Origin of the sequence: Pseudomonas sp. HLMP, assembly GCF_046365545.1 — a bacterium.
Classification (GTDB): domain Bacteria; phylum Pseudomonadota; class Gammaproteobacteria; order Pseudomonadales; family Pseudomonadaceae; genus Aquipseudomonas; species Aquipseudomonas guariconensis_B.
The window spans coordinates 4554490-4567491 of sequence record NZ_JBDLLR010000001.1; the positions used below are offsets into that span (position 1 = coordinate 4554490).

Consider the following 13002-nt stretch of genomic DNA (forward strand, 5'->3'; position numbering starts at 1 on the left):
TCAGTCTCCTGCCAGGCCTAAGATCAATCCAACGAATGTTTCTGATGCCATGCATCTCGGAGATTGATGCAATGTCCCAGTACCAGAGCCTGGATTCGGACGTGCTGCGCACCTTCGTCGCCATCGCCGAGCAAGGCGGTTTCACCCGCGCCGGCGAGGTGGTCAACCGCACCCAATCCGCCGTGAGCATGCAGATGAAACGCCTGGAGGAAGACATCCTGCAGCGCCAGCTGTTCGAGCGCGACGGCCGCCAGGTGCGCCTGACCGCCGAGGGCCAGGTGCTGCTCGGCTATGCCCGGCGCATCCTCAAGCTGCAGGGCGAGGTGTTCAACACCCTGCGCATGCCGCACATGGTCGGCGTGGTGCGCATCGGCACCCCGGACGACTACGCCATGCGCTTCCTGCCGACGATCCTGTCGAGCTTCGCCCAGGCCTACCCGCTGATCCAGGTGGAGGTGCATTGCGACTCGTCGAAGCAACTGATGCTGCGCCAGGACCTGGACCTGACCATCGTCACCCGCGAGCCCGGCAACGAGATCGGCGAGTTGCTGCGCCAAGAGCGCCTGGTCTGGGCGGCAGCCGAGGGCTTCTGCCCCCAGGAGCAGCGCCCGATACCGCTGGCCTTGTTCAACAGCGACTGCTTCTGCCGCGCCTGGGCGTGCAATGCCCTGCAGGCCCAGGGCGTCGACTACCGCATCGCCTACACCAGCCCGAGCCTGGCGGCGCTGTTCGCCATCGTCACGGCCGGCCTTGCGGTCACCGCGCAACTGCAAAGCCTGATCAGCGGCAACCTGCGCATCCTCGGCGAGAACGAAGGCCTGCCACAGCTACCCCTGGCCAACGTCATGCTGCTGCGCAACACCCAACACCAGTCGCCGATCACCGACTGCATGGCCGGCTACATCATCGAAGGGTTTGCGCCCTGAACCAGCGGCAAGCTGGGAGCTTGCCGCTTCACCCCTCCACCCCCAGCATCACCGCACAGAGCACCAGGAACAGGCAGAACAGCGAGCGCAAGACCTTCTCCGGCAGGGCATGGGCCAGCCGCACGCCCCAGCTGATGCTGAGCAGGCCGCCCACCGCCAGCGGTATGCCCACCGGCCAGGCAACGCTGTGGTGCACGCCATAGGTCACCAGCGTCACCAGGGTGCTGGGCGCGGCCAGGGCCAGGGACAGCCCTTGCGCCACTACCTGGGTGGTGCCGAACACGCTGGTGAGGATCGGCGTGGCGACCACCGCCCCACCCACGCCGAACAGGCCGCCCATGGTGCCGGCGAAACCGCCCAGCACACCCAGCCACGGCCAGGGGTAGCGCAGCTCGCTGCTCGGTGGCGCCAGCGGCAGGAACATGCGCGTCACGTTCCACACCGCCAGCGCGACCAGGAAACCGACGAAGCCCAGGCGCATGGACTGGGCATCGATACCCACCGCCCAGGTCGACCCCAGCCAGGCGAACAGGAAGCTGCACACCGCCAGCGGCAATGCATGACGCAACTCGATGCGATTACGCTGGTGATAGCGCCACAATGCCAACAGCACGTTCGGCACCACCATCACCAAGGCCGTGCCCTGGGCCAACTGCTGGTCGAGGCCGAACAGCACGCCCAGCACCGGGATGGCGATCAGCCCGCCGCCAATGCCGAACAAGCCTCCCATCGTGCCTAGGAAGGCCCCCAGGACCACGTACATCAACCACTCGATCATCAGCGCCTCATCCGCCTGTTTGCCAATGGGCGCATGCTAGCGAGTCGGGGCTGGCGGGGAAACGCATAGCAGCGCAAAATGGCTTTGCGTATTTCGCACAAGCAGAGCAGCCATGAGCCCCGATGCCCTTACCGAACAACTGAGCCTGTTCCTCGACGTACTGGAAACCGGCAGCTTCTCCGCCGCCGCCCGCCGCCATCCACTGACCCCCTCGGCCGTGGCGCGGCGTATCGACAACCTGGAGCAGGCCGTAGGCAGCCGCCTGTTCACGCGCAGCACCCACGCCGTGCGCGCCACACCGGCAGGCACGGCCTTCGCCGAACGGGCCCGGCGTATCGTCGAGGAACTGCGCCTGGCCCGCGCCGAGGCGGTGTCGTTGAGCAACGCGCCGGAAGGCCTGATCCGCATCGACGCGCCCGCCGCCTTCGGTCGCCGCCACCTGGCGCCCGCCATCGCCGACTTCCTGGTGGCCTACCCGGGGCTGGACGTGCAACTGCGCCTGATCGACAGCTTCGTCGACCTGCACGGCAGCCACCTCGGCGAAGTGGACCTGGTGCTGCGCGCCGGCCCCCTGGCCGATACTCGCCTGGTCGCCACCCCCTTGGCCTACATGGTGCGCATCGCCTGCGCCAGCCCCGCCTACCTGGCCAGCCGTGGCGTGCCGGCCTGCCCGAGCGAGCTGCCGCAACACGATGGCCTGGACTGGGACGGCCTGGCACCACCGTTCGCCTGGCGCTTCGTGGTGAACGGCCAGACGCGCCTGTACCGCCCGTCGCGCATGCGCATGACCGCCAACAATGCTGAGACCCTGTTGTTCGGCGCACTGGCCGGGCTTGGTATCGCCCACCTGCCCACCTGGCTGATCAGCGACTACCTGGTGCGGGGTGACCTGCTGCCGCTGTTCTGCGACGGCGGCCTGCCGGCGGCGGAAAGCAGCGGCATCTATGCGCTGCGCCTTGCACATGAAACGAACTCTCGCAGCCGCTTGCTGCTCGAATTCCTCAAGAGCCGTTTCAGCCCGGTGCCCCCCTGGGACCTGGCCCTGCGCAGCGAACTGCGTGGATGATGAACGCGCTAACCATCAGCGTGCTAGATTCTTACCTGACCCAATCCAAGGACCTGCATGAACGCCAACACCCAAGCCCCCTGCGACGAGCTGCTGCTGGACAACCAGGTCTGCTTCGCCCTGCACTCCACCTCGTTGCTGATGACCAAGGTCTACAAGCCGCTGCTGCAAGCGCTCGGCCTGACCTACCCGCAGTACCTGGCCATGCTCGTGCTCTGGGAGCAGGACGGCCTGACCGTGGGCGAGATCAGTCAGCGCCTGCTCACCGACCCCGGCTCGCTCACGCCCCTGCTCAAGCGCCTGGAGAGCGAAGGCCTGCTCAAGCGCACCCGTAGCCGCGAGGACGAACGGGTGGTGCTGGTGCAGTTGACCGACAAGGGGCGAGCCCTGCAGGAAGACGCCAAGCGCGTGCCGCACTGCATCCTGCAAGCCAGCGGCCGCAGCGTGGAACAGCTGCAGCAGCTACAGGCCGACCTGCTGGAGCTGCGCGCCAGCCTGCAAAAGAACCTCTGAGGGCTATGCTGTGAAGTGGCCGTTCGGATGAACGGTGAACGATTTATCTTGCGCGCAAAATAATTGCGCGATAATTTAAATCCCGTACCCACCCCCGCGCCATGGCGCACAGCACACAAGCGAGGCTCAAGATGCAAAAGGTCACTCCACTGTACATCGCAGAAGCCACTTCCACCGGCGGTCGCGACGGCACATCGCGCTCCAGCGACGGCAAGCTGGACGTCAAGCTGAGCACCCCCAAGGCGCTCGGTGGCGCAGGCGGTGAAGGCACCAACCCCGAGCAGCTGTTCGCCGCCGGCTACTCGGCCTGCTTCATCGGCGCACTGAAGTTCGTCGCCGGCCAGCAGAAGCAGCCATTGCCGGCAGACAGCTCGATCACCGCCAAGGTCGGCATCGGCCAGATCCCAGGTGGTTTCGGCCTCGACATCGACCTGCACATCAACCTGCCAGGGCTGGCCCAGGCGGATGCCGAGGATTTGGTGGAAAAGGCACACCAGGTCTGCCCGTACTCCAACGCCACCCGCAACAACGTCGACGTGCGGCTGCATGTGACGGTCTGAGGAGCGGGCTTGCCCGCAAAGCCCCGAACACCGATACCACGCGCACAAAAAACCCGGCCGAGGCCGGGTTTTTCGTACACCGCAAGAAGCATTACTTCTTGGAACGGCCCTTGAAGCTGCCGTCGCGGGTGTCGATATCGATCCACTCGTCGATCTCGATGAAGTCGGCAACCTGCAGTTCGGTGCCGTTGGCCAGCTTGGCCGGCTTCATGACCTTGCCCGAGGTATCGCCACGCGCGGCGTTCTCGGTGTAGGTGACCTGGCGGCTGATGGTGGTCGGCAGTTCGACCGATACGACTTTCTCTTCGTACATGGTCAGCGCGCAGACGTCCTGCATGCCTTCCTCGATGTACGGCAGAACGGCGTCGATGTCCTCGGCGTTCAGCTCGTACATGGTGTAGTCGGTGGTGTCCATGAAGGTGTAGGCATCACCGCTGATGAACGACAGGGTGACTTCCTTGCGGTCCAGGATCACGTCGTCCAGCTTGTCGTCGGCGAAGTAGACGGTTTCGGTCTTGTAGCCGGTCAGCAGGTTCTTCAGCTTGGTCTTCATGATCGCGCTGTTGCGACCCGACTTGGTGAATTCGGCTTTCTGGACCAGCCACGGGTCGTTGTCGATCCGCAGTACGGTACCGGGTTTCAGCTCTTTACCAGTTTTCATTACGAAATATCCGAATCTGGATGGATTTATAAAAATCGAGGCCGCATATCATAGCCAATTTCGGTAAAACTGTACCAGCGTCGTGGCAAGGTCCGGCCGAGCGGCCTGCGCGGCGCTCCATTGGCGGGCGTGGGCCTGCAGTTCCGGCCAGTGCCCCAGGGCCCGGCGCCAGGCCTCGCCCATGTCGCGGTCCATGTTCCAGGCACGCCACAGATCGACCAGCGCATCCCCCGCCGCCTGCGACAGGCCCTGGCGATAAAGCCCGAGGAAGGCTTCGAGCTTTTCCCAGTGGGCATTCTCCTCCTGCACGTAGATGTGCCACAGCAGCGGCCGGCCCGCCCACTGGGCGCGGACGAAGGAGTCCTCGCCGCGCACGGCGTTGAAGTCGCAACACCAGAGCAGGTGGTCGTAGTCGTCCTGGCTGACGAACGGCAGGATCTGCACGGTCAGCGCCCCCTGGCGTCGCACATCGCCGACCGCCAGCCCCGGTTCGCCCAGCCAGGCGCGCACATCGGCGAGGCTGCGCCCCTCGGGCACCAGCAGGTGCGTGGCCTGCCCATCCTCGGCCAGGGCCTGGAGCCAGTTGCCCAGTTGCCCGTTCTCGTAGGCGAACAGCGACATCAGCCGCACGTCTTCCTCCACCTGTACACCCAGGCCGCCGAGAAACGTCGCGCGCGCCGCCGGGTCCGCCTCGAAGGCCTGGCGCCGCGCCAGCAACCTGGCCTCGCGCAGCAGCCCACCGGTCTTGTCGGTAAAGCCGGGGAAGAAGAACAGCGTGCGCAGCCCATTGGCCTGGGGCGAAGCCAGGCCATGGCAACCCTCCACCCACTCCTCGGCGCTGAGGTATTCCAGGTTCAGCCACAGCGCAGGCACCGGACGCAAGCGCAGGGCCTCGATGTAGTCGGCCGGCAAGCGGCAACCGAAGGCGCCGATCACCACATCGGCGGTGCCGGCCGGCTGCCACTCGGCCGGCCAGCGACGTACCTCGACACCGGCCTGCCACTGCCGCTCGGCCGCAGCCTCGGCCTGCGGGCACAGGCGCACGAAGGCGTTCAGGTCATCCACCCACAGGCGCACCGCCAGCCCATGCTCGGCCACCAGTTGCCGAGCCAGGCGCCAGGTCACGCCGATGTCGCCGTAGTTGTCGACGACCGTGCAGAAGATGTCCCAGGTGGCTTTCATGCCCACGCCCCTCGCTACGCGGAAAAACCGCGGATTCTGCGGATAAATGCTCGCCGGCGAAAGGGCTGCTGAAAAATGCCTGCCCCGCCATGCGACAATGCACTCACGACCCGCCCTGCCAGGAGGCCGCCATGCCCCGCCGCGAACTGAAGATAACCCTAAAGCCCCTGCAGCTCATTCTCTGCGTGGCCTTCGGCCTGTGGCTCGGTGCCGTGGCCATTGCCCTGAGCCTGTGGCTGGCCTGGCAATTGTGGCCGCAGCAGGTGCAACCGCTGGCCCAGGCCATCGCGCCGGCCACGGCTGCCCCCGCGCAACCGGCCGATGCCCAGGCCGAGATGTTCGAGCGCTACAAGCAGATCCTGCACCGCCAGCAAATGCAGCAAGCCGCCGAAACCGCCCAGGGCAGCCCACGCAACCTGAACAACCCCAAGTGCCAGTTCTGGCTGCAGCAGAACCGTACCGCGCCCACCGACAAGAGCCAGGCCAACGTGCTGGAGTTCTGCTACTGACCATGGACAAAACCACCCTGCTCGCCCGTATCGTCGAAACCCTCGAACACGACATGGACGTGCTGCGCCGCGCAGCCCAGGCCGCCTACGAGGCCGCCACCGCCGAAGAGAACATCGCCGAGAACAAGTACGACACCCTCAGCCTGGAGGCCTCGTACCTGGCCACCGGCCAGGCCCGGCGCACCGCCGAGATCCGCCAGGCGCTGCTGGCCTACCAGCAGTTGTTGCTGCGCGACTACGATCCGGCGCGTGGGATCCAGGTCAGCAACCTGGTCACCCTGGAGGACGAGGCTGGCCACCCGCGCCGGCTGTTTCTCGGGCCCGAGGGGGCCGGGCTGAAGATTGGCGAGGGCGAGGAGCAAGTGACCGTCATCACCCCGCGCTCGCCCTTGGGGCAGCAATTGCTCGGCAAGCGGCAGGATGACGAAGTGAGCCTGGTGCTGGGTGGGCAGGCGCAGGTGCAAATCGTGGTGGAGGTCGTCTAGGCTGGGGCTGCGAAACGGCCCCAAATGGCAACTGAAAGCCTTAACTGAGGGCAAGCCCGCCGCCAGTTGCTATCATGCCGGCCACTTGCCTGCCTGTTGAACCATCCGCCCCGAGAGCTGCCATGAACGCCCCCGCCCTGAGCCGCGCCCTGATCCTGCTGATGGCCACCGCCACCGGCCTGGCCGTGGCCAGCAACTACTACGCCCAACCGCTGCTGCACAGCATCGCCGAACAGTTCGGCCTGGATACCGCCACCGCCGGCACCATCGTCATCGCCGCCCAGCTCAGCTATGGTGCCGGCCTGCTCCTGCTGGCCCCGCTGGGCGACATGTTCGAGCAGCGCCGCCTGATCGTCGTCATGGTCGCTATCTCCGCCCTGGGCCTGGTGATCAGCGCCTGTGCACCGAGCCTACCCTGGCTGCTGCTCGGCACCGCCTTGACCGGACTGTTCTCGGTGGTGGCACAGATCCTGGTGCCGCTGGCCGCGGCGCTCAGTTCGCCGGAACAACGCGGCCGGGCCGTGGGCACGCTGATGAGCGGCCTGCTGCTGGGCATCCTGCTGGCCCGCACCGCCGCTGGCTTCATGGCCGAACTGGGTGGCTGGCGCAGCATCTACGTGCTGGCCGCGCTGCTGATGGCCGTGTCCGCCATCGCCCTGTACCGTAGCCTGCCGCAGCACCACAGCCATGCTGGGTTGAAGTACCCCGCGCTGATCGGCTCGGTGTTCCGCCTCTTCATCGAAGAGCCGGTGCTGCGCCTGCGTTCGCTGCTGGGCCTGCTGGCGTTCAGCCTGTTCGCCCTGTTCTGGACGCCACTGGCGTTTCTCCTGGCCCGCGAACCCTACCATTACTCCGACGCGGTGATCGGCCTGTTCGGCCTGGCCGGCGCGGCGGGTGCGCTGTCGGCCAACTGGGCAGGGCGCCTGGCCGACCGCGGTCGCGGGGAGTTGGGCACCACCGTCGGCCTGGTCGCCCTGCTGCTGTCGTGGATACCGTTGGGCTTCGCCCAGACGTCGCTGGTCGCGCTGCTGCTGGGCGTGCTGCTGCTCGACCTGGCGGTGCAACTGGTGCACGTCAGCAACCAGAACGCGGTGATCGTCCTACGGCCGGAAGCGCGCACGCGGCTCAATGCCGGGTACATCACCTGCTACTTCATTGGCGGTGCACTCGGCTCGCTGCTGGGGACCCAGCTGTTCCAGCGCCATGGCTGGACGGGGATCGTCGTGGCCGGCGCGGCGATCGGGACGCTGGCCCTGGTGGTCTGGGGGCTGGCCGAGCGCAAGCGCAAGGTGGCTGTCCAGGCCGCGTGAGCGCTAGGGCTGCCCTGCAACCCATCGCCGGCAAGCCGGCTTCCACAGGTCTTGCGCCGGTCTCAAGAGCAGCGCGCACCCTGTGGGAGCGGGCTTGCCCACGAATAGGCCCTCACTGACACCCTGCCCAAGCATGCGGCAACCTGCCATCCACCCTCCGTCGCCTGCTCGTTGACTTGGCCGCTGCCGTAGCGCTCATTAACTGCTAGCCACAGCCCTTTCCCTGACAGGACGACACAATGACAAGGCTCACGGTGCAATCCGGCGATTTCTTGCAAGGTGAAGGCGAGTATCGCAATGGAGCGCTCACCCTCAAGACCCCGCGCAGCCCCTCGCCCGGCGAGCGGATCTCGCTGGCGCGCATCAAGGATCTCAAGCTGGCCAGCCTGGAATCCAGCCGCAGCCTGGGCAGCACGCTCGGCTGGGGCGTGGCCGGTGCCTTGGTGGCGGGCCCGGTCGGCCTGCTCGCCGGCCTCTGGCTGGGAGGCAAGGAAGAAGAAGCCACCTTCGTCGCCACCTTCAAGGATGGCCGCAAGCTGATGGCCATCACCGATGGCAAGACCTGGTCGAAGATCGACGACACCTGGCGCAGGCACCAGCGGCCACCGGCTCGCTGAATCCGCCGCCACCCCATCCGTCCACTAGCCGGGCGCCTGCGAAATGCAGGCACCCGGCGCGCCCGTGCCTGCTAACATGGCGCCCTTTTGCCTGACCGGCACAAAGACCGGCCGGCCCCACTGCCCGACACACCCGCACCGCCCGCCTTTCAAGGAGCCCTTGCATGACCTCGCCTCGCCCCCGCCTGCCCCTGAGCCTGCTCGGCCTGGGCCTTGCCCTGCACAGCGGCCAGGGCCTTGCCGACGACAGCGTCACCCTGGCGCCCTTGCGCGTATCGGAGCGCTATGGCGACGACGGCTACCAGGTGCGCGAGGCCCAGGCAGGCGGCTGGCAGGCCGCGCCCCTGCTCGATACCCCGGCCTCGGTCAGCGTGTTCGGCCAGCCGCTGCTGCAGGACCGCCAGGTGCGCCTGCTCAGCGAGGTGCTGCAAAGCGACGCCTCGGTGGGCGAGAGCTACGCGCCCATCGGCTACTACGAGAACTTCAACGTGCGCGGCTTCGAGCTCAACGCCGCCAGCAGCTACCGGATCAACGGCCAGACCATCGCCGGCGAGCAGAACGTGGCCCTGGAGAACAAGCAACAGGTAGAACTGCTCAAGGGGCTGTCAGGGTTGCAGAGCGGCGTGTCGGCGCCGGGCGGGCTGGTCAACTACGTGACCAAGCGTCCGGAGGATGTGCGCAGCATCAGCGTCTCGAGCAACGAACAGGGCGAACGCTACCTGGCCACCGACCTGGGCGGCTGGTTCGGCAGCGAACGGCAGTTCGGCCTGCGCGCCAACCTGGCCCACGAAGACATCCGCTCCTATGTCGACCATGCCGACGGCAAGCGCGATTTCGCCTCCCTGGCCTTCGACTGGCAGATCACCCCCAACGCCACCGTGCAACTGGATGCCGAATACCAGCACCGTGAACAACGTTCGGTGCCGGGCTACCAGTTGCTCGGCGGTACCGAGGTGCCCCATGGCATCGACCCCGACGACCGCCTGGCCTACCAGCATTGGGCCAAGCCGGTGCAAACCGATTCGCTGAACCTGGGCGGGCGTTTCGAGTACCGCTTCAGCGATGCCTGGAGCGCCACCCTGAGCGCCTCGCGCAGCAAGGTGGTGATCGACGACTACAGTTCGTTCGCGTGGGGTAGCCAAGCAGGCTGGGCGCCCCATTTCAGCCCTGAAGGCGACTACGACATCTATGACTTTCGCAGCCCGGACGACACCCGGCGCGTCGACGAGGCCCAGGCCATGCTCGCCGGGCACTTCGAGGCCCTGGGCCTGGGCCACGAGTTGACCCTGGGCACCAGCGCCCAACGCCGCACCCTCGACCAGCGGCCGTACTACAACGAGTGGATTGGCACCGGCAACATCCATACCGGCGCCCCGGCGCTGCCGCCGTCCGACAGGCCCGTCGGTTCGAGCGAGCGCCGCCTGGACAGCCGCCAGTACGGCCTGTTCGTCAGCGACCGCATCACCTTCGACGAACACTGGCAGGCCGTCCTCGGTGCCCGCGAAGTCCGCCTGGACGAGAAGACCTGGGACGAGAACGGTGTCGCGGGTCGCCATACCCAGAAGTACCAACTGCTGCCCAACGCCGCACTGATCTACAAGCCGCGCCCGGATACCACGCTGTACGCCAGCTACTCCAAGGGCCTGTCCGCGGGCGGCACCGCCCCCTGGTACGCCACCAACCAGGCCCAGATCCTCGCCCCCACCCTGTCGCGCCAACTGGAGGTGGGCATCAAGCGCGACTGGCAGGGCATGAGCTTCAGCGCCGCGCTGTTCCAGATCCGCCAGGCCTACCAGTACGCACGCCCCGAGGCTGACGGTGCCTTCACCTACGTGCAGCAAGGCCAGCAGAAGAACACCGGCCTGGAGCTGGGCGCCAGCGGCTGGCTGACCTCGCGCCTGCAGCTCCAGGCCAGCGCCGCGGCGATCCGCGCCCGGGTGCAGAACAGCGGCACCGACGCCTACGAAGGCCACCAGGCGATCAACGTGCCCCGGCTGCGCGCCGCGTTGCAGGCCGACTACAGCCTGCCGGTCGCAGGCCTGGCGCTGCTCGGCGGCGCCCGCTACAGCGCCAGCAAGTACGCCAGCCAGGCGGGCAATGTCGAGGTCGGCGGTTATACCGTGTTCGATATCGGCAGCCGCTACCGCACGCGCATCGGCGGGTATGACACGGTGCTGCGGCTGACGGTGGACAACGTCTTCGACAAACGCTACTGGCGCGATGTGGGGGATTACCTGGGAGACAACTACCTGTTCCAGGGGGCGCCGCGTACGGCGCGGTTGTCGGCGTCGGTGAGTTTCTGAGGGGCCCTGGGGCCGCTTTGCGGCCCCAGGATCACAAGGCCCCGCTTGGCCCTGAACCATGCCAGAAAACAAAAAGCCCCCGGGCTTTTCAGCGCGGGGGCTTCTTGCGGAATGTGGCGGTGAAGAAGGGATTTGAACCCTTGATACGGTTTCCCGTATACACACTTTCCAGGCGTGCTCCTTCGACCACTCGGACACTTCACCGGATCTCTTCAAGCTGTTCAGCCTGTCGAGGCGCGCTAATTTAGTAGAAGCCATTCCCTTTGGCAAGCATTTTTTTCAGAATTTTCATGCGCTTAAGCCCTTCGCCCAAAAAACCCTGGGCGCCAGGGCGATGCTGCCAATCTGCCCCGCGCTTTTGCAGCCAGCCAAGGCCCCTGCCCCGATGCCGCACGGCATGCCCGCAACTGCTGACCGACCAGTCAGCCTTGCCGCTTTACCTGGCCCGCGCCGCTGGGTAACGTCGTCGCCACGCCACCCAAAGGACTCTGTCATGAGCGAGCTGATTACCTACCACGCCGAAGACGGCATCGCCACCCTGACCCTGAACAACGGCAAGGTCAACGCCATCTCGCCGGATGTCATCACGGCCTTCAACGCCGCCCTGGACCGCGCCGAACAAGAGCGCGCGGTGGTGATCATCACCGGCCAGCCGGGCATTCTCTCCGGCGGCTACGACCTCAAGGTGATGACATCCGGCCCCAAGGAAGCGATCAACCTGGTCACCGCCGGCTCCACCCTGGCCCGCCGCCTGCTCGCCCACCCGTTCCCGGTGATCGTCGCCTGCCCCGGCAATGCCGTGGCCAAGGGCGCCTTCCTGCTGCTCTCGGTCGACTACCGCATCGGGGTCGAGGGGCCGTACAAGATCTGCCTGAACGAAGTGCAGATCGGCATGACCATGCACCATGCCGGCATCGAGCTGGCCCGCGACCGCCTGCGTCGCTCGGCCTTCCATCGTTCGGTGATCAATGCCGAGGTGTTCGATCCCCTGGCTGCGGTAGATGCCGGCTTTCTCGATAAAGTGGTACCGGCCGAGCAACTGCAGGAGGTCGCCCTGGCGACGGCTCGCGAGTTGAAGAAGCTGAACATGCTGGCCCACAAGAACACCAAGCTGAAGGTGCGCAAAGGGCTGCTCGATACGCTGGACGCGGCCATCGTGCGGGACCAGCAGCATCTCGGCTGACCTTACCGACCCATTCGCCGACAAGCCGGTTCCCAAGGTCCGAATCGATCATCGGAGCAGGCTTGCCCGCGAGCAGGCCTGCACTGCCCACCCAGGGTTTGCCCCGGACAGTGTACAGCCGTACACTGCGCCGCGACTGTCTGGTGTGAGTCGTATCATGCTCTATATGCTCCGCATGCTCCTTCTGGCGCTGCATTTCTTGCTCGTTGGCGTGGTGGGCCTGGTCATCGGCCTGTGCCGCCCGTTCAACCCCGATAACAGCCGCCTGTTCGCCCGCCTCTACAGCGTGCCCGCCGCCTGGCTGATGCGCATCCAGGTCAAGGCCGAGGTCGGCCCGCTGTGGGACCAGCCGCCGGGCTGCGTCATCGTCGCCAACCACCAGTCCAATTTCGACCTGTTCATCCTCGGCCAGGTGGTGCCCCGGCGCACCGTGGCCATCGGCAAGAAGAGCCTGGGCTGGATCCCGCTGTTCGGCCAGCTGTTCTGGCTCGGCGGCAACGTCCTGGTAGACCGCAAGAACGCCTACCAGGCGCGCAAGGCCTTGCAGGTCACTACGCGGATCCTGGGCGATGGCACCTCGATCTGGATCTTCCCCGAAGGCACACGCAACCCTGGCGAACAACTGCTGGCGTTCAAGAAAGGCGCGTTCCACATGGCCGTCGAGGCCGGTGTGCCGATCGTCCCAGTGTGCGTCAGCCGCTATTCGAAACGCCTGGGCCTCAACAGCTGGCGGCGCCGCACAGTGATCGTCCGCTCGCTGCCACCGATCGCTACCGCAGGCATGAGCCAGCAGGACCTGCCGGCCCTGATCGAACAGTGCCGCACGCAGATGCAGCAGTGCATCGACCGGATGGACAGCGAGCTCGAGCGGGCGGAGGGCGAGCTGGCTAACGGTTGAGTGGCTTGCCC

14 protein-coding genes and 1 tRNA gene are annotated in these 13002 nt (G+C 66.4%); 11 read left to right on the top strand and 4 right to left on the bottom strand.

Annotation, left to right across the window (positions count from 1 at the left end; all coding sequences use genetic code 11):
• The first annotated feature begins 71 nt into the window (after nt 1–71).
• Nucleotides 72–926, top strand: a complete 855-nt coding sequence (locus ABFA30_RS21055) for a LysR substrate-binding domain-containing protein (RefSeq protein ID WP_225787104.1) — start codon at nt 72–74, stop codon at nt 924–926.
• 28 nt (nt 927–954) lie between these two features.
• Here ABFA30_RS21055 and ABFA30_RS21060 read toward each other — a convergent pair whose 3' ends face one another.
• Nucleotides 955–1704, bottom strand: coding sequence for a sulfite exporter TauE/SafE family protein (locus ABFA30_RS21060; RefSeq protein WP_253090857.1), 750 nt, complete (start codon nt 1702–1704; stop codon nt 955–957).
• Between the two features lie 112 nt (nt 1705–1816).
• Between ABFA30_RS21060 and ABFA30_RS21065 the strand changes: the two genes are divergently transcribed.
• The 3 genes from ABFA30_RS21065 to ABFA30_RS21075 all read left to right on the top strand — a co-directional run bounded on the left by ABFA30_RS21065 (nt 1817) and on the right by ABFA30_RS21075 (nt 3843).
• Nucleotides 1817–2770 carry a LysR family transcriptional regulator gene (locus ABFA30_RS21065; protein ID WP_225787106.1) on the top strand — a complete coding sequence of 318 codons (954 nt, stop codon included), beginning with the start codon at nt 1817–1819 and terminating at the stop codon, nt 2768–2770.
• 57 nt (nt 2771–2827) lie between these two features.
• Nucleotides 2828–3283, top strand: coding sequence for a MarR family winged helix-turn-helix transcriptional regulator (locus ABFA30_RS21070; RefSeq protein WP_225787107.1), 456 nt, complete (start codon nt 2828–2830; stop codon nt 3281–3283).
• 131 nt (nt 3284–3414) lie between these two features.
• Nucleotides 3415–3843 (top strand): organic hydroperoxide resistance protein, encoded by a 429-nt coding sequence (locus ABFA30_RS21075; protein WP_410045876.1) that lies wholly within the window; start codon nt 3415–3417, stop codon nt 3841–3843.
• Nucleotides 3844–3934: 91 nt separating this feature from the next.
• Here ABFA30_RS21075 and efp read toward each other — a convergent pair whose 3' ends face one another.
• Both efp and earP read right to left on the bottom strand, forming a co-directional pair.
• Complete coding sequence (gene efp / locus ABFA30_RS21080; protein ID WP_225787109.1) at nt 3935–4504, bottom strand: elongation factor P; 570 nt, start codon at nt 4502–4504, stop codon at nt 3935–3937.
• 48 nt (nt 4505–4552) lie between these two features.
• The gene (gene earP / locus ABFA30_RS21085) at nt 4553–5686 is read right to left on the bottom strand and encodes an elongation factor P maturation arginine rhamnosyltransferase EarP (protein WP_410045877.1); all 1134 of its coding nucleotides are present in this window, start codon (nt 5684–5686) and stop codon (nt 4553–4555) included.
• 131 nt (nt 5687–5817) lie between these two features.
• Between earP and ABFA30_RS21090 the strand changes: the two genes are divergently transcribed.
• From ABFA30_RS21090 to ABFA30_RS21110, 5 genes are all read left to right on the top strand, one after another.
• Nucleotides 5818–6195 (top strand): hypothetical protein, encoded by a 378-nt coding sequence (locus tag ABFA30_RS21090; RefSeq protein WP_225787111.1) that lies wholly within the window; start codon nt 5818–5820, stop codon nt 6193–6195.
• Between the two features lie 2 nt (nt 6196–6197).
• Nucleotides 6198–6680 carry a GreA/GreB family elongation factor gene (locus ABFA30_RS21095; protein ID WP_225787112.1) on the top strand — a complete coding sequence of 161 codons (483 nt, stop codon included), beginning with the start codon at nt 6198–6200 and terminating at the stop codon, nt 6678–6680.
• 122 nt (nt 6681–6802) lie between these two features.
• The gene (locus ABFA30_RS21100) at nt 6803–7990 is read left to right on the top strand and encodes an MFS transporter (protein WP_410045878.1); all 1188 of its coding nucleotides are present in this window, start codon (nt 6803–6805) and stop codon (nt 7988–7990) included.
• Nucleotides 7991–8229: 239 nt separating this feature from the next.
• Nucleotides 8230–8607: a hypothetical protein gene (locus ABFA30_RS21105; RefSeq protein WP_253081491.1), complete on the top strand. Its 378-nt coding sequence runs from the start codon at nt 8230–8232 to the stop codon at nt 8605–8607.
• Nucleotides 8608–8771: 164 nt separating this feature from the next.
• Entirely contained in the window at nt 8772–10910 is a 2139-nt protein-coding gene (locus tag ABFA30_RS21110) for a TonB-dependent siderophore receptor (RefSeq protein WP_410045879.1), read from the top strand.
• A gap of 114 nt (nt 10911–11024) precedes the next feature.
• Here ABFA30_RS21110 and ABFA30_RS21115 read toward each other — a convergent pair.
• Nucleotides 11025–11114: transfer RNA gene (locus tag ABFA30_RS21115), tRNA-Ser, on the bottom strand.
• A 289-nt stretch (nt 11115–11403) separates the two neighbouring features.
• Between ABFA30_RS21115 and ABFA30_RS21120 the strand changes: the two genes are divergently transcribed.
• Together ABFA30_RS21120 and ABFA30_RS21125 are read left to right on the top strand one after the other, a co-directional pair.
• Nucleotides 11404–12093 (top strand): crotonase/enoyl-CoA hydratase family protein, encoded by a 690-nt coding sequence (locus tag ABFA30_RS21120; RefSeq protein WP_225787116.1) that lies wholly within the window; start codon nt 11404–11406, stop codon nt 12091–12093.
• Between the two features lie 157 nt (nt 12094–12250).
• A complete protein-coding gene (locus ABFA30_RS21125; protein ID WP_253081489.1) occupies nt 12251–12991 on the top strand; it encodes a lysophospholipid acyltransferase family protein in 741 nt (246 codons plus the stop codon).
• Nucleotides 12992–13002: the final 11 nt, after the last annotated feature.